This window comes from Streptomyces marianii (assembly GCF_005795905.1).
Classification (GTDB): Bacteria; Actinomycetota; Actinomycetes; order Streptomycetales; family Streptomycetaceae; genus Streptomyces; species Streptomyces marianii.
The window spans coordinates 2,036,775-2,054,471 of the sequence record NZ_VAWE01000001.1; the positions used below are offsets into that span (position 1 = coordinate 2,036,775).

The 17,697-nt window shown below is 71.4% G+C and carries 13 protein-coding genes; 4 read left to right on the forward strand and 9 right to left on the reverse strand.

Going from position 1 to position 17,697, the window contains the following annotated elements; all coding sequences use genetic code 11:
• Window positions 1–17: 17 nt before the first annotated feature.
• On the reverse strand, window positions 18–1,184 hold the full coding sequence (locus FEF34_RS09070) for a citrate synthase/methylcitrate synthase (protein ID WP_138052690.1): 1,167 nt from the start codon (window positions 1,182–1,184) through the stop codon (window positions 18–20).
• Between the two features lie 97 nt (window positions 1,185–1,281).
• Here FEF34_RS09070 and FEF34_RS09075 point away from each other — a divergent pair, with 97 nt between their 5' ends.
• The 3 genes from FEF34_RS09075 to FEF34_RS43635 all read left to right on the forward strand — a co-directional run bounded on the left by FEF34_RS09075 (window position 1,282) and on the right by FEF34_RS43635 (window position 4,680).
• Complete coding sequence (locus tag FEF34_RS09075; protein WP_138052691.1) at window positions 1,282–2,520, forward strand: citrate synthase; 1,239 nt, start codon at window positions 1,282–1,284, stop codon at window positions 2,518–2,520.
• Between the two features lie 321 nt (window positions 2,521–2,841).
• Window positions 2,842–4,518: an ATP-binding protein gene (locus FEF34_RS09080; protein ID WP_138052692.1), complete on the forward strand. Its 1,677-nt coding sequence runs from the start codon at window positions 2,842–2,844 to the stop codon at window positions 4,516–4,518.
• A 36-nt stretch (window positions 4,519–4,554) separates the two neighbouring features.
• On the forward strand, window positions 4,555–4,680 hold the full coding sequence (locus tag FEF34_RS43635) for a response regulator (RefSeq protein WP_267905202.1): 126 nt from the start codon (window positions 4,555–4,557) through the stop codon (window positions 4,678–4,680).
• 296 nt (window positions 4,681–4,976) lie between these two features.
• Here FEF34_RS43635 and FEF34_RS09090 read toward each other — a convergent pair whose 3' ends face one another.
• From FEF34_RS09090 to FEF34_RS09100, 3 genes are all read right to left on the reverse strand, one after another.
• A complete protein-coding gene (locus tag FEF34_RS09090) occupies window positions 4,977–6,569 on the reverse strand; it encodes a solute symporter family protein (RefSeq protein ID WP_138052693.1) in 1,593 nt (530 codons plus the stop codon).
• Entirely contained in the window at window positions 6,566–7,132 is a 567-nt protein-coding gene (locus tag FEF34_RS09095; protein ID WP_234042343.1) for a DUF485 domain-containing protein, read from the reverse strand. The genes FEF34_RS09090 and FEF34_RS09095 overlap by 4 nt, the downstream gene beginning before the upstream one ends.
• Before the next feature lie 133 nt (window positions 7,133–7,265).
• On the reverse strand, window positions 7,266–9,383 hold the full coding sequence (locus FEF34_RS09100) for a DNA gyrase/topoisomerase IV subunit B (protein WP_138052694.1): 2,118 nt from the start codon (window positions 9,381–9,383) through the stop codon (window positions 7,266–7,268).
• Between the two features lie 435 nt (window positions 9,384–9,818).
• On the opposite strand from FEF34_RS09100, the gene FEF34_RS09105 reads away from it, so the two are divergent.
• Window positions 9,819–10,049 (forward strand): DUF7455 domain-containing protein, encoded by a 231-nt coding sequence (locus tag FEF34_RS09105; protein ID WP_138052695.1) that lies wholly within the window; start codon window positions 9,819–9,821, stop codon window positions 10,047–10,049.
• 232 nt (window positions 10,050–10,281) lie between these two features.
• On the opposite strand, the gene FEF34_RS09110 is transcribed toward FEF34_RS09105, so the two are convergent.
• The 5 genes from FEF34_RS09110 to FEF34_RS09130 form a co-directional block, all read right to left on the reverse strand.
• Window positions 10,282–11,115, reverse strand: a complete 834-nt coding sequence (locus tag FEF34_RS09110) for a S1 family serine peptidase (RefSeq protein WP_138052696.1) — start codon at window positions 11,113–11,115, stop codon at window positions 10,282–10,284.
• A 285-nt stretch (window positions 11,116–11,400) separates the two neighbouring features.
• The gene (locus FEF34_RS09115; protein WP_138052697.1) at window positions 11,401–12,624 is read right to left on the reverse strand and encodes an IS30 family transposase; all 1,224 of its coding nucleotides are present in this window, start codon (window positions 12,622–12,624) and stop codon (window positions 11,401–11,403) included.
• A gap of 88 nt (window positions 12,625–12,712) precedes the next feature.
• Window positions 12,713–14,284: an RNA polymerase sigma factor gene (locus tag FEF34_RS09120; RefSeq protein ID WP_138052698.1), complete on the reverse strand. Its 1,572-nt coding sequence runs from the start codon at window positions 14,282–14,284 to the stop codon at window positions 12,713–12,715.
• 345 nt (window positions 14,285–14,629) lie between these two features.
• Window positions 14,630–15,517, reverse strand: a complete 888-nt coding sequence (locus FEF34_RS09125) for a FadR/GntR family transcriptional regulator (RefSeq protein WP_138052699.1) — start codon at window positions 15,515–15,517, stop codon at window positions 14,630–14,632.
• A 159-nt stretch (window positions 15,518–15,676) separates the two neighbouring features.
• Entirely contained in the window at window positions 15,677–17,674 is a 1,998-nt protein-coding gene (locus FEF34_RS09130; protein ID WP_138052700.1) for an ATP-binding cassette domain-containing protein, read from the reverse strand.
• Window positions 17,675–17,697: the final 23 nt, after the last annotated feature.

Here is a 17,697-nt window from a genome sequence, read left to right on the forward strand (position 1 = left end):
GGCAGGACACGGACCGTTCAGGATGCCTCCGGGAGCGGCTGCGGCGGCTGCGGCCCCACGTAGCGTGCGGCAGGTCGGATGATCTTCGAATCCCGGGCCTGCTCCAGGATGTTGGCGCTCCAGCCGATGACCCGTGCCGCGCAGAAGGTGGGCGTGAACATCTCCCGCGGCAGTCCGCACAGCTCCATGACGACGCCCGCGTAGAACTCGACGTTGGTGTGCAGCCCCCGGCCGGGCTTCAGCTCCGCCAGGATCGCCTCGACCCGCGCCTCGACGGCCACGGCGAGCTCCACCAGCGGGCCGCCGAAGCTCTCCGCGATGGAGCGCAGCATGCGCGAGCGGGGGTCCTCGGTGCGGTAGACGGGGTGCCCGAAGCCCATGATCCGGTCCCCGGCGAGGACGCGTCGCCTGATCCAGGCGTCGGCGCGGTCCGGGGTGCCGATCGCGTCGAGTGTGTCCAGGGCGCGGCTCGGCGCGCCCCCGTGCAGCGGCCCCGACAGGGCGCCGATCGCGCCGACCAGACAGGCCGCGACGTCGGCTCCGGTCGAGGTGATCACCCGCGCCGTGAAGGTGGACGCGTTGAATCCGTGGTCGACGGTGGAGACGAGATAGCGTTCGACGGCCCGCGCACGGGCCGGGTCGGGCTCCGAACCGGTCAGCATGTACAGGTAGTTGGCGGTGTACGGCAAATCCTCGCGCGGTTCCACCGGCTCCAGGCCCCGGCCCAGCCGGTGCAGGGCTGTGAGCAGTGTGGGCACGGCGGAGCAGGCCGCGAGCGAGTCGGCCAGCCGCTCCTCGGGGCCGAGGTCGTACACCGGCCGGAACCCGGCCGACGCCCCCAGCAGGGACAGCGCGGTGCGCAGTCCGGCCAGCGGCCCGGAGGGGGCGCAGGTCCGTGCGACGGCCGGCAGGGCGGCGCGCACCTCGTCGGGCAGCCGGCGCAGGGCGGCCGTCCCGGCGCGGAACGCCTCGCGCTCGGCGGCGTCCGGCAGCCGGCCATGGAACATCAGATGCCAGACGTCCTCGAACCCGCGGCTCTCCGCGAGCTCCACGGCCGAGTACTGGCGGTAGTGGTAGAAGCCCTCCCGGCCCCGGACGTCGCCGAGTTCGGTGTCGGTGACGACGACACCCGCGAGACCACGCGGTACGTCCGGAGGCACGGTCGCGCCGTTGGTGCTGAGCATGTGGGTCCTCCCTCGATTGACTCGACTCTCCATCCTTGACTCAATCACTGTCAATATTGATTGAATCAATGTTAAGCAGGCTGTGTACGGTGTCCTCATGACGGATCAGGACCAGGGTGCGGACGGCGAACGGCTCACCACGCGCGAGGCGGCCGAACGGCTCGGCGTGAAGCCCGAGACGGTGTACGCGTACGTCAGCCGCGGACAGCTCGGCAGCCGACGTGACCCGGGCGGGCGCGGGAGCACCTTCGACGCCGAGGAGGTCGACGCACTGGTCCGCCGCGGCCGCCGGCAGGCCGCCGGAGGTGACGGCACACCCGTGATCCGCACGGGCATCACACTGATCGAGACGGACCGGTACTACTTCCGCGGCGTCGACGCGACCGAGCTCGCCCGTCGGTACCGCTACGAGGAGATCGCCGACTGGCTCTGGACGGGCACCCTGGAGCGTGGCATCCGGTTCACCGCTCCGTCCGAACCCCTCGCCGCGGCCCGTCGGGCCGTCGAGGCCCTGCCCGCGCACAGCGGTTCCACGGACCGGTTGCGGGTGGCCGCCATCGCCGCGGCGGCAGCCGACCCCCTCCGCTTCGACCTCGGTCCGTCCGCCGTGACCGGCGTCGGGCGCGCACTCGTCCCGACGCTGGTCGACGCCCTGCCGGCGGTCGGCACCGCCCGCCGCGGCGAGAGCCGGCTCGCGGCGCGCCTCTGGTCCCGGCTGACCGCGCGGGATCCGGACGAGACCTCGCTGGGTGCCCTGGACATGGCACTGTCCCTGCTGATCGACCACGATCTCGCAGCCTCGACCCTCGCGGTGCGGGTCGCGGCCTCCGCCCGGGCGCATCCCTACGCCGTGGTCTCCGCCGGACTCGGCGCGCTGGACGGTCCGCTGCACGGGGCGGCCAGCGGGCTCGCCCACCGGATGCTCACCGAGGTGCTGGAGCGCGGCAGCGCGGCGCCGGTCGTCGCCGACCACCTACGGGCGGGCCGACGGGTACCGGGACTCGGCCACCGCCTCTATCCGGTGCGGGATCCGCGCGCAGAGGCCTTGTTCGACGCCCTGGCGGAGATCCCGGACGCCCGGCCCGCGCTGGCGGCCGCCCGCGAGGTCGAGACGACCGCCGGCCGCCAGACGGATCTGCACGCCAATGTCGACCTGGCGCTCGCGACGCTGTCCGTTTCGGCGGGCATGGCGGCCGAGGCCGGGGAGACGGTCTTCGCGATCGCGCGCACGGCGGGCTGGATCGCCCATGCTCTGGAGGAGTACGAGGAACGGCCGCTGCGCATGCGGCCGAGCGGCCGGTACACCGGGCCCCGGCCGCCGCGCCCGGCGCCCTGACCACCGCGCGTCCCGTGGGCCGGACCGCCGGTCGGGAGTGCGGTCGGCCCCGGCCGGTCCCACGCCTCGGGCCCGTCCGTGACGGCGGCCTGTCCCGTGGCCCGGCCGCGTGTCCGCGGTGCCGGCCGCCCTGCCCGCAACAGTCCCACCGCGGGGGTCCGGTCCGCCCGGCCCCGCAGCCGCACCGCCGCACCGCCGCACCGGGAGGCGGTTCGCCGGACCGGAGGCTGCGGGCGAAGCACTCGGAGCCGGCAGCCGACCCGCGGGCGGCACCGGGACGGGGATTCCCGGCGGCCGTCCGGACGCCTACCGTGCATGCGTATGAGCCCCGCATCGACCGGCCCCGCAGCCGCGTCCCCGAGACGGCGGCGGTTGGGCTGGCCGCGGCGGGGCTTCGCGCAGGTCCTGCTGATGCAGCTGGCCGTCGCCACCGGTGTCGCCGTCCTGGCCACCGGCCTCTTCCTGGCACCGCTCAGCTCCCAGCTGGACGACCAGGCGATGCGCCGCGCGCTGGCCATCGCCGAGACGACCGCGTCCCCGCGGGTGGCGGCGGGCCTGCTCGCCTCGGAGCCGTCCGCGAACGGCCCCCTCCAGGCCGAGGCGGAACGGATCCGGCGCAGCACCGGCGCCGAGTACGTCGTGATCATGGATCGGCGCGGGGTGCGCTGGTCCCACACCGAGCCGGAGGCGATCGGCGGAGTCGTCTCCACCGACCCCAGCCAGGCGCTCGCCGGCAGGCATGTGATGGGCATCGAGAGCGGGACGCTCGGCCGCTCGGCCCGGGGCAAGGTGCCGCTGCGCGACGACGAAGGACGGATCGTCGGCGCGGTCTCCGTCGGCATCGAGTACGACAGCGTCCGCGAGCGGCTGCTCGGCGCGATCCCCGGGCTCCTCGCCTACGCGGGTGGCGCCCTCGCCGTCGGCGCCCTCGCCGCCTACATGATCTCCCGCCGACTCCAGCGGAAGACCCATGACCTCGCCTTCTCCGACATCTCGGCGCTGCTCGCCGAACGCGAGGCGATGCTCCACGGCATCCGCGAAGGAGTGGTCGCCCTCGACGGGGCGGGACGGATCCGGCTGATGAACGACGAGGCGCAGCGGCTGCTCGGGCTGGGCCCGGAAGCCGGCGGCAGACTGCTCGAGGACGCGCTCGGTCCGGGCCGCACCGCGGACGTGCTGACCGGCCGGTACACGGGCGAGGACCTGGTGACGGTACGGGGCCATCGCGTCCTGATCGCCAACCGGATGCCGACGGACGACGGCGGTGCCGTCGCGACGCTGCGCGACCGCACCGAACTGGAGCAGTTGGGCCGTGAACTCGACACCACCAGGGGACTGATCGACGCCCTGCGCGCCCAGGACCACGAGCACGCGAACCGGATGCACACCCTGCTCGGGCTGCTGGAGCTGGAGATGCACGAGGAGGCGGTCCGGTTCGTGACCGGGGCCGTGGGCGTGCACCGGGCCACGGCCGAGCAGGTCACCGAGAAGATCCACGATCCCCTGCTGGCCTCCCTGCTGGTCGGCAAGGCGACGGTGGCGGCCGAGCGGGGTGTCTCGCTGCGGATCACGTCCGGCACGCTGCTGCCGGACCGGCTCGTCGACCCGCGCGGTCTGGTGACCGTCGTCGGCAATCTCGTCGACAACGCGCTGGACGCGGCCGCCGCGTCCGAGGACCCGCGCATCGCGATCGAGGTGCGCGTCGAGGACCGCACGGTCGTCCTGCGGGTCTCGGACAGCGGACCGGGGGTGCCCGACAGCCGGCGCGAACTGATCTTCGCCGAGGGCTGGTCCACGAAGGTGCCGCCGGTGCACGGCAGGCGCGGGCTCGGACTGGCGCTGGTCCGGCGCTTCGCGGAACGACAGGGCGGCAGCGTCCGGGTGGCCGAGGCCGGCCCGGCGACGGGCGGTGGCGCGGAGTTCACCGTCGTCCTGCCCGAGGCGCTGGCCGAGCAGCACCTCGAACCGGGGCCCAGGTCGGCGGGTGGGACGCGATGACGACCGGTGCCGAGAGGGCGGATCGAGGTTCTGGTCATGGACGACGACATCCGTGTCGCCGAGATCGACGGGGCCTACGTGGCCAAGGTGCCCGGCTTCCGGGTCGCCGCCAGGGCACGCACGGCGGGCGAGGCGATCGGGCGGCCGAGGCGATGGACCTGATCGCCGAGAGGCCGGCTGACCTGGTCCTGCCAGACCACTACGTGCCGGACGGGAACGGCCTCGCCGACCGTCCGGGAACCCGCGCTCCGCGCCGGAGATCGCCGAACGCGCGGGCGCGGGCCGCCAGATCGAACGGCGCTGTCTGAAGCTCCTGGAACGCTCGGACGCGTCCGGCCCAGCCTCCGCCACGGCGGGACGGCCGCCCGGAGCGCCGCTCCACATGGAGGGCCGGCGAGGGCGGCCGGGACTGACTGCCGGACATCCGGCAGGGGACGCGGTCGGCATCCCGGACCGGTTCAGACCGCGCCCGCGCCCGTCAGCGACCGGACCTCCGTCTCCGCGTGTTTCGCCTCGTCCGGCTCCTCGGAGGACGTGACAGTGCCCAGCCAGCCGGCGAGGAAGCCGAGCGGAATGGAGACGAGGCCCGGGTTCTGCAGCGGGAAGCACCGGAAGTCCAGATCGGGAAACAGCGACTCGGGGTCGCCCGACACCACCGGTGAGAGCAGCACCAGCAGGACCGCCGGGAGCAGGCCGCCGTACACCGACCACACGGCGCCGCGGGTGGTGAACTTCCGCCAGAACAGCGAGTAGAGCAGCACCGGAAGGTTCGCCGACGCGGCGACGGCGAAGGCGAGGCCCACCAGGAACGCGACGTTGAGATCACGGGCCAGCAGACCGAGCGCGATCGCCGCGGCGCCGATGACCGCGGCGGCGACCCGTGCCACCGCCACCTCGCTGTATCCCTTGCCGTGCCGCCTCCTCAGCGACGCGTACAGGTCGTGGGCGACCGAAGCCGACGAGGCGAGCGTGATGCCGGCGACGACGGCGAGGATCGTCGCGAAGGCGACCGCGGCGACGACGGCGAACAGCACCGTGCCCCCGGTCGAGCCCGCTCCCCCGCCGAGGTCGAGGGCGAGCAGCGGGACCGCCGTGTTCCCCGCGGCGTTCGACGAGCGCACCTCCTCGGTGCCGAGAATGGCCGCCGCGCCGAATCCGAGCACGATCGTCATCAGATAGAAGCTGCCGATGAGCCCGATGGACCAGACGACCGAGCGGCGGGCCGCCCGGGCCGTGGGCACGGTGTAGAAGCGGGACAGGATGTGCGGCAGGCCGGCGGTCCCGAGCACCAGGGCGAGCCCGAGGCTGATGAAGTCCAGACGCGCGGTCCAGTCCGTGCCGTATCTCAGGCCCGGCGAAAGGAAGTCCGTGCCGTGTCCGCTCTGTGCGGCTGCGGTGTCCAGCAGTTCGTTGAGGTCGCCGTGGAAGCGGGTCAGGACCAGCACGCTGAGCGCGGTGGCGCCGGCCATCAGCAGTACGGCCTTGACGATCTGGATCCAGGTGGTGGCCCGCATCCCGCCCATCGACACGTAGACGACCATCAACGCGCCGACGCCGATGACGGTCCACGAGCGCGCGGCCTCGCTCGTCCCGCCGAGGAGCAGGGCCACCAGACTGCCCGCCCCCACCATCTGCGCGACCAGATACAGAACGGACACGGCGACCGAGGAGGTTCCCGCCGCGATGCGGACGGGGCGCTCGCTCATCCGGCTGGCGACGACGTCGGCGAGAGTGAAGCGGCCGCAGTTGCGGACCAGTTCGGCCACCAGGAACAGCACGACCAGCCAGGCGACCAGGAAGCCCACGGAGTAGAGCATGCCGTCGTAGCCGTAGAGGGCGATGAGCCCGGAGATGCCGAGGAAGGAAGCGGCCGACATGTAGTCGCCGGCGATGGCGAAGCCGTTCTCCATCGGTGAGAAGAGCCGCCCGCCGGCGTAGAACTCCTCGGCCGAGCCGTGCCTGTTGCGGCTGACCCAGGTGGTGATGGCCAGCGTCACCGCGATGAACGCGCTGAACAGCACGAGGGCCAGGGACTGGTGATCGCCGGTCACCGGTCGTTCTCCCGTACCGCGTCGGCCTGCCCGGGCAGTGGGAGACCCTCGGAGGGACCGGCCTTCCGGAAGTCGACGCCGGGCACCGCTTCGGCGTCCCGTGTCCGGTCGAAGACCGCCCAGCGGAGATCCAGTGCCGCACGGTCCCTGCGCAGGCGGGCGTGACGGGCGTACGCCCAGGTCAGCAGGAAGGTGCTGAGGAACTGGCCGAGCCCCGCCACCATCGCCACGTTCACGGCGCCGATCACCGGCCGGGCCATCAGCGCGGGTGCGGCGGTGGCCGTGACCACGTACGCCACGTACCAGATGAAGAACGCAGTCGTCGCCGGTACGACGAACCGCCGGTAGCGGCTGCGGACCTGCTGGAAGGCCGCGCTGCGGTGCACTTCCAGATAGATGTCGCTCGCCCGGTGGCGGTGGCCGCCGGCGCCCCCGGTCGCGGCCGCCGGGGGTACGGATGCCTCGTCCGCACCGCCCGGCTCGCCCCAGCCGGAGGCCAGCGCGTCGTACCACGGGTCGTCGATGCGGACCGCACCGTCGTCCCGGTCTCGCTGCTTCTCCACGCTCAGCTCTCCTTGTCAGCAACCGTTACGGCCGCGTGCCCAAGGATGGACAGAACGGGGAGATCCCGGACTCTTCTCCTGCGCTCTTCACCCCATCAGGTGACGGAGGCCGGCGCTCCGCCCGGGCGGGGCGTCACGCGTCGATGCGCGAGCGGTCCAGGGTAGCCGCGGAGCTGGTGATGAACTCCTTGCGCGGCGCGACCTCGTTACCCATGAGCAGGTCGAAGATCTGCTCCGCCGCCTCCAGGTCCCCGATGTTGATCCGGCGCAGCGTGCGGTGACGCGGGTCCATCGTCGTCTCCGCGAGCTGGTCGGCGTCCATCTCGCCGAGGCCCTTGTAGCGCTGGACGGAGTCCTTGAAACGGACCCCCTTGCGCTGGAACTCCAGCAGTGTGGTGCGGAGTTCGTTGTCCGAGTACGTGTACACGTACTTGTCCTGGCCCTTCTTGGGCTGGATGAGCTCGATCCGGTGCAGCGGCGGGACGGCGGCGAAGACCCGGCCGGCCTCGACCATCGGCCGCATGTAGCGCTGGAAGAGCGTGAGCAGCAGACAGCGGATGTGCGCACCGTCGACATCGGCGTCCACGAGCAGGACGATCTTGCCGTAGCGAGCGGTGTCGATATCGAAGGTGCGGCCCGAGCCCGCCCCTATGACCTGGATGATCGAGCCGCACTCGGCGTTCTTGAGCATGTCGGAGACCGACGACTTCTGCACGTTGAGGATCTTGCCGCGGATCGGCAGCAGCGCCTGGAACTCCGAATTCCGGGCGAGCTTGGCCGTGCCGAGCGCCGAGTCGCCCTCCACGATGAAGAGTTCGCTGCGCTCGACGTCGTCGCTGCGGCAGTCCGCGAGCTTGGCGGGCAGCGAGGACGACTCCAGGGCCGTCTTCCGGCGCTGCGCCTCCTTGTGCTGGCGGGCGGCGATCCGTGTGCGCGCGGCGGCGACGGCCTTCTCCAGCACCGCCCGCGCCTGCGCCTTGGCGTCGCGCTTGGTCGACGTCAGGAACGCCTTGAGCTCCTTGGCGACCACGTTGGCGACGATGCGGTTGGCCGCCGAGGTGCCGAGGACCTCCTTGGTCTGGCCCTCGAACTGCGGCTCGGCGAGCCGGACGGTCACGACGGCGGTCAGCCCCTCGAGGGCGTCGTCCTTGACGATGTCGTCCTCGGCCACCCGCAGCAGTTTGGCGGAGCGCAGCACCTCGTTGATCGTCTTGGTGACGGAGCGCTCGAAGCCGGTGACATGGGTGCCGCCCTTGGGTGTGGCGATGATGTTCACGAACGACCTGAGCGTCGTGTCGTAACCGGTGCCCCAGCGCAGCGCGATGTCGACGCCGAGTTCGCGGGTGACCTCGGTCGGGGTCATGTGGCCGCGGTCGTCGAGGACCGGCACGGTCTCCTTGAACGTGCCGTGACCGCTCAGGCGCAGAACGTCGCAGACCGCCTTGTCCTGGGCGAGGTACTCGCAGAACTCGCTGATGCCGCCGTCGAAGCGGAAGATCTCCTGCGACTTGCCCTCGCCCTCGAGGTCGCGCTCGTCGCGCACCACGATGGTGAGGCCGGGCACGAGGAACGCCGTCTGGCGGGCGCGCTGGTGGAGCGTCTCCAGCGAGAGCTTGGCGTCCTTGAGGAAGATCTGCCGGTCGGCCCAGTAGCGGACCCGGGTGCCGGTGCGGTTCTTGGGCACCCGCTTGCCCTTGATCAGCCCGTTCGCCGGGTCGAACGGGGCGTCCGGGCCGGACTCCGTGAAGATGCCGGGGACTCCGCGGCGGAAGCTGATCGAGTGGGTCGCGCTGCCCCGGTCGACCTCGACGTCGAGGCGGGCGGAGAGCGCGTTGACGACGGAGGCGCCCACGCCGTGCAGACCGCCGGACGCCGCGTACGAGCCGCCGCCGAACTTGCCGCCGGCGTGCAGCTTGGTCATGACGACCTCGACGCCGGACAGCCCGGTCTTGGGCTCCACGTCGACGGGGATGCCGCGACCGTTGTCACGCACCTCGACCGAGCCGTCGTCGTGGAGGACGACCTCGATGTGGTCGCAGTAGCCCCCGAGGGCCTCGTCGACCGAGTTGTCGATGATTTCCCAGAGGCAGTGCATCAGGCCGCGGCTGTCGGTCGAGCCGATGTACATGCCCGGCCGTTTGCGAACAGCCTCGAGCCCCTCGAGGACGAGCAGGTGCCGCGCGGTGTAGTTGGAACCGTCACGGTCTGCGGTCAGCAGCGCACTGGACGGCACGGACGTTTCGGCGGTCACGCGGTTCGCTCCTCGCTGAATTTGAATGTGGCCGTGTGGGGGTAATGGCCCGGCGTCGGTCGCCGGTCAGAGGGTACCGAGGCCTGGTAGAGCCGATGTAACGCCACCCTCATGATTCAACATGCTAGTCCAGAGTCGCATACGCGTTCGATCCCTCGATGGAGTGACGCGCACATCACGTTCCCTTCCAGGCATGAACCATTTAGGCTCCGGGCACGTCCTCATGAACAACCGGCAACCCAGCCGGGAGGACTCAATGCCCAGAGAAGCAAGCGAAACCGTAAAGCTAAGCAATACGGCACATTCGCCGCCAACCGGCAGCAGACAGCCACCTTGACGAAGAAGTTTCAGGGAAAAGGCACGAGCGGGAACGTTTTCGGCCTGGTTGGATGTTGACCCTGGTACGACAGCTCGTCGAGCTAGAGAAGAGGCGACGTGACTACTGTTCTGACCCCCGCGAGCCCGCTGACGGCCGCTGACCGCTGCGACCGCTGCGGCGCCCAGGCGTACCTGCGCGTCGTCCTGACAAGCGGCGGTGAGCTGCTCTTCTGTGCCCACCACGGGCGCAAGTTCGAGCCGGAACTCAAGAAGATCGCCGCTGAGATACAGGATGAGACGGACCGCCTGACGGCCGTACCGGCCAACGCCGGAGACGACGAGCGCTGAGGTCGCATCCCACGACGAGCCAGGGGCCGGTCCAGGACCGGCCGACGGGCGGCCACCCCCTCGAGGGGTGGCCGCCCGTTCTCGTTGCCCCGCGTGCCACTCGGTGACACGGGGCACGCACGCCACCACTCCCGGCGACCACGGACCGGCTTTCCGGCCGTTCAACAGGACGGGAGTTCACCCCGCCCCTTTGGCCGAAATCGTTCGGTCCATCCACCAACTGGCGCGCCTCTCACTGCTTGTCGATCACCGTCGGCAGCACCTCACCGACCCGCGTGTAGACCCCGGGAGAGTCCGCCCGGCCGCATCCGCTGCCCCAGGAGACGATCCCGATCAGCCTGCCCTGCGCCACCAGCGGGCCGCCGCTGTCACCCTGACAGGCGTCGTGACCGCCCCTGGCGTCCCCGGCACACATCATCGTGGCCGGCAGATACCGGCCCCCCATCACACTGCCGGGGTACGCCTGCGCACACACCGAGTCCGGCTGCACCTGCACCTGCGCGGCACGAAGCGTCCGGGCGTACGTGCCGGCCCCCGTCGTGTCACCCCAGCCGTAAACCGTCGCCGCCGTGCCCGGCCGGTACGCCTCGTCGCCCCGACGGGCCGTCGCGATGGCGTACTGCGCGGGCAGCGCGCTGCCGAGCGTGAGCACGGCCAGGTCCGAGGAACTGGTCTCGGGATCGTACCCGGGCGCGAACTGCACCTTCCTCACGGGGACCTCCTGGCCGCCGGGGCCCCGCAGGTCCTCACGCCCCGCGATCACCCGCAGATCGCGCACCTCGCCCACCGGTACCCCCAGCACCTCTCGGCTGAGGCAGTGTGCCGCCGTGAGCACCTTCGTCGGCGCCACCACCACGGCGCCGCAGAACTGCCCGGCCCTGGTACCCCCGAACCGGTCACGGCTGGAGAGGGCGACCACCCAGGGGATCTCCGAGGACCGCACCGCCGACCCTCCGATGATCACGCTGTCGGCGGCCGCCGGAGCCGGGGAGACGAGTGGAGTCAGAGCCGCCGCGGAGGCCAGGGCCAAGGCCGCCGTCAGGGGTCGGGTGATGGGCCGTCGCATGCGCTCTCCTGACTCTCCGGTACTCTCCGTCCACTCAGCGTCGACCAGCCGGACACGGTCCGCACCCCCGGGAGTGCGGAGCGCGAGCACCCGGGAACCGGCGGGCGGACTCCTGACCGAACGAAACCCGGGCACGAAGGCGGGCGGGCGACACGGGCCGGGTGAGGAGGCCGGTCGACCCCCGCTTCCGCACCCGGAGAACGCCCGGGGGAAGCGGACAGGCGGAGGGCCCGGCATCCCTCGGGGGCGGTTTCTAGCGGTCGTCGCAACACGTGGTTGTGTTGATCAGGCCGTGAGCAGTTTATGCAGGCGCTCGGCTGGGGTTTCCCAGCCGAGTGTTTTGCGTGGGCGGCGGTTGAGCTGGTCGGCGACGGCGGCCAGGTGCGCGGGGGTGTGGACCGACAGGTCGGTGCCCTTGGGGAAGTACTGCCGCAGCAGGCCGTTGGTGTTCTCGTTCGAGCCGCGCTGCCAGGGGCTGGCGGGGTCGCAGAAGTAGACCGGGATGTCGGTGGCGAGGGTGAACTCGCCGTGCCGGGCCATCTCACTGCCCTGGTCCCAGGTCAGGGACCGCTTCAGGTGGGCGGGCAGGGTCTGGACGGTGGATGTCAGGGAGGTCAGGACGCTCTCGGCGCCGTGGTCGCCGGGCAGGTGCAGGAGCATGACGTAGCGGGTGGCGCGTTCGACCAGGGTGCCGATCGCGGACTTGCCGTCCTTGCCGATGATCAGGTCGCCCTCCCAGTGACCGGGCACGGCCCGGTCCTCGATCTCAGCGGGCCGTTCGCTGATCATGACCATCGGGGTGGTGAAACGCGGCTGGCGGCAGTTCGCCTGCCTCTGCGGCCTGCGGCGGGCCCGCCCGGAGCGCAGGGCGCCTGCGAGCTCGCGCCGCAGCTGGCCTCTGCCCTGGACGTAGAGGGCCTGGTAGACGGTCTCGTGGACCACGTGCATCTCCGGCCGGTCGGGGAACTGTGCCCGCAGAGCGTGGCATATCTGCTCCGGGCTCCGCTTCTCGTCCAGCATTGCCTGGACAGCGGCCCGAAGCTCGGGGTTCTCGCTGATCTTGCGGCTCTTGGGGCGGGGCCGGCGTGCATCGGCGCGGGCCTGGGCTGCGTGAGGGCGGTAGTGCCACCGGCCGCGTGCGCCGTCCGTTCGGTTGCGGCGGATCTCCCGGCTGACCGTGGACGGGCTGCGGCCCAGCTCCGCGGCGATCGCCCGCACCGTGGCCTTCTCCCGCAACCGGTCGGCGATGTGGATCCGCTCCTCCTCGCGCAGGTACCTGGACGTGCCGGAAGGCGGCGCCACCGCGGAAATCGGTGGTGCCGCCTTCTGCCGACGGTCGGCGCTGCGGCCGTTACGCCACTTGTTGCCGGTTCGCCGGTCAACACCGACGATCCGGCAGGCTTCCGTGTTGCTGTATCCCTGCTGCACGAGCCGGGAGTATGCCTCCCGCTCCCGGCGCAGCTTCACAGGCCCCTGCGCGGTCCGCACCTTGCGGATCTCGAAGTCCATCGCACCCCTTGAGCTGGGGTGTTGCGACGACCGCTAGAAACCGCCGGGGGATGCCGGGCCCTCCGCCTGTGCGAGTGTCGTCCTCGTCCTAGTCCAGGTAGTCCCGCAGGACCTGGGACCGGGACGGGTGCCGCAGCTTGGACATCGTCTTGGACTCGATCTGGCGGATGCGCTCACGCGTCACGCCGTAGACCTTGCCGATCTCGTCGAGCGTCTTCGGCTGGCCGTCGGTGAGGCCGAAACGCATGGAGACGACACCGGCCTCACGCTCCGAGAGCGTGTCGAGCACCGAGTGCAGCTGCTCCTGAAGCAGGGTGAAGCTGACAGCGTCGGCCGGGACGACAGCCTCGGAGTCCTCGATCAGATCACCGAACTCACTGTCGCCGTCCTCACCCAGCGGAGTGTGGAGCGAGATCGGCTCGCGGCCGTACTTCTGGACCTCGATGACCTTCTCCGGGGTCATGTCGAGCTCCTTGGCCAGCTCCTCCGGAGTGGGCTCGCGGCCCAGGTCCTGGAGCATCTGGCGCTGCACACGCGCGAGCTTGTTGATGACCTCGACCATGTGCACCGGGATACGGATGGTGCGGGCCTGGTCGGCCATGGCACGGGTGATCGCCTGACGGATCCACCAGGTGGCGTACGTGGAGAACTTGTAGCCCTTGGTGTAGTCGAACTTCTCGACGGCGCGGATCAGGCCGAGGTTGCCCTCCTGGATCAGATCCAGGAAGAGCATGCCGCGGCCGGTGTAGCGCTTGGCCAACGAGACGACCAGCCGGAGGTTGGCCTCCAGCAGGTGGTTCTTGGCACGACGGCCGTCCTCGGCGATGATCTCCAGCTCGCGCTTGAGCTTCGGGGCCAGCTTGTCGGAGTTCGCCAGCTTGTCCTCGGCGAACAGGCCGGCCTCGATGCGCTTGGCCAGCTCGACCTCCTGCTCCGCGTTGAGCAGGGGGACCTTGCCGATCTGCTTCAGGTAGTCCTTCACCGGGTCGGCGGTGGCACCGGCCGCGGCGACCTGCTGCGCGGGGGCGTCGTCCTCGTCCTCGTCGGACAGCACGAAACCGGCGCTCTCGGCGCCCTCGGGCTCGTCGCCCGACTTGCCGGCCTGCGGCTCCTCGATCGCCTCCTCGCCCTCGAGCAGTTCCTCGGCGTCCTTCTTGGCCGCCGTCGTCTTCTTCGCCGCGGTCTTCTTCGCCGCGGCCTTCTTCGGGGCCGTCGCCTTCTTGGCGGCGGTCTTCTTGGCCGCCGCCTTCTTCGCGGGCGCGGCGGTCTCGCCGGCGGCCACCGCGGTGCTCTCGTCGTCGGCGGCGGTGGCCGACGACGACGCGGTGGAGGCGGCGACGGTCTTGGCCGTGGCCGCCTTGGCCGCGACGGTCTTGGTGGCGGTGCGCTTTGCCGGGCTCTTAGCTGCGACGCTCTTGCGGGTGCGCTTGGGCGACTCCGCGGCACTGACCATCAGCGTCACACCCTCTTCCTCGAGGATCTGGTTGAGGCTGCGCAGAACATTCTTCCACTGGGTTGGCGGAATCTGGTCAGCCTCGAAGGCCCGACGCACGTCATCGCCGGCGATCTGCCCATCAGCCTTTCCCCGCTCGATGAGCGCCATCACAGACTCGGACTCGGCGATCTCCGGCGGGAGCGTACGGGATGTGCTGGCCGACACGAACAACCTCTCGGAACGATGGAAACGGCTTCCGGCCCCGCCCATGATCGGGCCGGAGCCGACGACCGCCGGCTGGGGATGTACCGACGGCGCGGGCTGGACCTCGGAGAGTGAACAGCGCCGCGATCGGCGCCCGTATTCCCTCCTCGGCTGTCACCTCTTAGGTCATCGCACTGTCTCGAGGAGTGTTACGCCCAATCCGCGTGGCCCGAGTCACACCCCATTGACGACAAAACGACCAAATAGGGTTTCAATCAGCATTCGGCTCCACAATCGTGTCGCCGGACCCCGAGGTCCGGCGACACACGATGGGTACGCCTCGAACGCCCCGGCCGCAGCCGCGGATCAGTGCTCGCGCGGAGCCGGGACCACGCGCTCCACCTCGGGGTGGGACGTGAGGAGTTGCCGCATGGCCGATTCCGCACCGTTCGCGTCGCCGGCGGCGAGGGCGTCGACGATCCGCGCGTGGTGCGCGAGGGACGCCTCGGAGGGGCGGTCGCAGCCGACGGCGGGCCCTCCCGAGACCTGGAGGGCGGCGGCGACGATGCCGGACAGGTGCTCGAGCATGCGGTTGCCCGCGACCTGGATCAGGAGCGAGTGGAACTCGGCGTCGGCACGGGTGAAGGTGATCCCGTCACCCTGCGCGAGCGAGTGGCTCATGATCTCCACCATGTCGCCGAGGCGCTGCTGGACGTCCTCCCTGCCGTGCCCGGCCGCAAGCCGGGCGGCGAGCGGCTCGATCGTCCAGCGGAGCTCGGTCAGCTCACGGCGCTGGTCGTCGCGCTGGGGGCCGAAGGCGCGCCACTCGATGATGTCGGGGTCCAGCAGGTTCCAGTCACTGACCGGACGGACCCTGGTGCCGACGTTCGGGCGGGCGCTGACGAGACCCTTGGCCTCGAGGACCCGCAGCGACTCGCGGACCACGGTGCGGGACACCTCGAAGCGCTGGCCGATCTCCTCCGGCACGAGCGGGCGGTCGGCCCCGAGATCCCCGGAGACGATCATCTGGCCGAGCTGCTGGACGAGTTGACCGTGGAGCCCGCGGCCCCGGCTGCCCGCGGCACGGCGGCCGACGCGGCCCAACTCGCTTTCCGCGGTGTCCCAGGCCGGAGGGCCGACCCGGTCGACGCCGGGCACCTCCGGGTACGGGTATCGGTCGAGATCGCCCGGGCCGGCGAGGCCGGACTCGACGGGGCGGGCGGCGGTCATCATGGTGTGCGCAAGGGTACTCACGCATCCTTTGTCGGCGTGCCCTCAGCCACCCTTGAGGTCTTTGGTGAAAAGCACACGAAAGGGTGATCGGCGCCCGCCCTGCAATTGACGCCTTATCGGGAAGAAGCGGTCATTCTTCGGGGAGTTACGGGCAGCTCATCGCATCGTGATCGAACTTGGTCATCGATGAACTTTGCTGCGGAGGCCGACGATCAGGTACGAGCAGAACAGGACGGAGAGGGACAATGTCAGCGCCGTTCCCACTGGTTGGACGAGCGCCCGCAGCGCCGCGAGCAACCAGCGGTCCACCTCATACGGCCACTGCAGCCAGGTCAGCTCCCTCAAGCGCGCCGGGAATCCCGCGACCGAGCGCCCGGACGGACTCGCGAACGCCCGCTGCACGAGGGGGAGGACCGCCATCGGGACGGCGAGGACGGCGGCCACACCCGCGGTCGTGAGGCGGAAGGTGCCCGCGGCGAGCAGGCCCGACCATGCGCAGCCGACCAGGAGCCCGGCCCAACTCAGAGCGACTGCGGGCCAGTTCCGGAACACGGGCAGGGGGTCGGACCCGTAGAGGAGCCACAGCGCCTGGGCGTCGAGCACGACGACGGCACCACCGAGCATGAGAGCCGCCGCAGCCGTCACCGCGAGCTTGGCGATGAGCAGACCCAGCCTGCGGGGGACGGTCCCGCGCGCGGCCGCCAGCGCGGGATAGCGGAACTCGTCCCCGAAGGAGAGAGCGCCGAGGACACCCGCCCCGAAGGCGGCGGGCGGCAGGGGCCAGGCCCGGGGCCAGGCCGCGAGCAGGTCTGGCAGCGGGGTGCGGCCCGCGTACGCGAGCAGGACGGAGAGAGCGGCGGATGAGACGAGAACGGCCGCCGTGATCAGATGCGTCGTCCGGACCCCGAGCAAGCGGCGCAGTTCGTACCGCAACGGCTGGAGCGGCTGCGACGGAGCACGTGCGGCGCGGGATGCGCCGTGGCGCGGGCCCGGAAGGGGCGGGGTGGCCGGGGCCGGACCGGCGGTGGAGCCGTGCCCGGCGGGGGAGGAGGCACCCACCGGGTGCGGCGCGACCGGGGGGTGGCCGGGGGCATGCGGGGCAGCGGGACGAGGTGCCGTACCGTGCGCGGCCGCATGCGGCACCTGGACGCCGTCGGGGAGCACCCGCGAAGCGCGGGTGTCCTGTGCGGTGAGCCCTCGGCCGACGGCACCGCCCGGGGCGGGCGCGGCGCCGGGTGCGGGCACGTCGAGGACGGCGCCGGTCAGGTCGTCGGAGCCCTGAGCGCGCGCGGGTGCCGCGCGGGGCCCCGCGTCACCGATCTCGTCGGCGAGTTGATGGACGAGAACGCCGTGGCGGAAGGCGGCGTCGCCGATCTCCGCACAGCTGCTCCCGTACACGGAGAGCCGGTTGCCGCCCTCGGCGACGACTTCGACGGAGCGGCGTGCGGCCCGCGACTCATGGCTCAGCGCCGCGGCGAGCCGGACGGCGTGCGGACTCAGGACGGCCACGCGCGGCCGGAGCCGGGTCCGGGCGAAGTCGGCCACATCCTGGTCGGCGACGAGTCGGCCCTTGTCGATGGTGACCACCCGATCCGCGGTCCTGGCGGCCTCCTTGGGGTCAGCGGTCGTGTAGAGGACGGTCCCGCCGTGTGCGGCGTGAGCACGCAGCAGGCCGAACAGCCAACTGTGCTCACGCGGTGAGAGTCCCCGGGAGGGGGCGTCGAGCAGCAGGGTGTGCGGGTCCCCCAACAGCGCGGAGGCCAGACCCAGTCTGCGGTCCATGCCGAGGGACAGCGAACCGAGGCGTGCGTCCCGCAGAGCGGCGATGCCCACGAGGTCGAGCATGTCGTCCGCGCGGGACACCGGCACCCCGGCGGCGGCACAGAGCATCCGGAGCTGCCCCCGTGCGGTACGGACGGGATGCCCCGGGACATCCCCCAACAGCACGCCCACCTCCCGGGCGGGGCTCGCGATGCCATGGAGAGGGCGTCCGCGGAAGTAGGTGATGCCACGACCCTCCTCGAGCCCGAGCATCAGCCGCAGGGCCGTGCTCTTACCCGAGCCCCGCGTTCCGAGAAGGGCGGTGACATGGCCCGGTCTCGCCTCGAAGGTCAGATCGTCCACAGCGGGCGCGAGGTACCGGCGGGAGGTGCTGGTGAGTCCGATGGCCTGGAGCATCGCTTCCCTTGCGGAGGTGAGAC

What these genes read in the sequence shown, in the direction of transcription:
- FEF34_RS09070 (WP_138052690.1), bottom strand. Translation starts at nt 1,184, where the DNA reads ATGCTCAGCACCAACGGCGCGACCGTGCCTCCGGACGTACCGCGTGGT.
- FEF34_RS09075 (WP_138052691.1), top strand. Translation starts at nt 1,282, where the DNA reads ATGACGGATCAGGACCAGGGTGCGGACGGCGAACGGCTCACCACGCGC.
- FEF34_RS09080 (WP_138052692.1), top strand. Translation starts at nt 2,842, where the DNA reads ATGAGCCCCGCATCGACCGGCCCCGCAGCCGCGTCCCCGAGACGGCGG.
- FEF34_RS43635 (WP_267905202.1), top strand. Translation starts at nt 4,555, where the DNA reads ATGGACGACGACATCCGTGTCGCCGAGATCGACGGGGCCTACGTGGCC.
- FEF34_RS09110 (WP_138052696.1), bottom strand. Translation starts at nt 11,115, where the DNA reads ATGCGACGGCCCATCACCCGACCCCTGACGGCGGCCTTGGCCCTGGCC.
- FEF34_RS09115 (WP_138052697.1), bottom strand. Translation starts at nt 12,624, where the DNA reads ATGGACTTCGAGATCCGCAAGGTGCGGACCGCGCAGGGGCCTGTGAAG.
- FEF34_RS09130 (WP_138052700.1), bottom strand. Translation starts at nt 17,674, where the DNA reads ATGCTCCAGGCCATCGGACTCACCAGCACCTCCCGCCGGTACCTCGCG.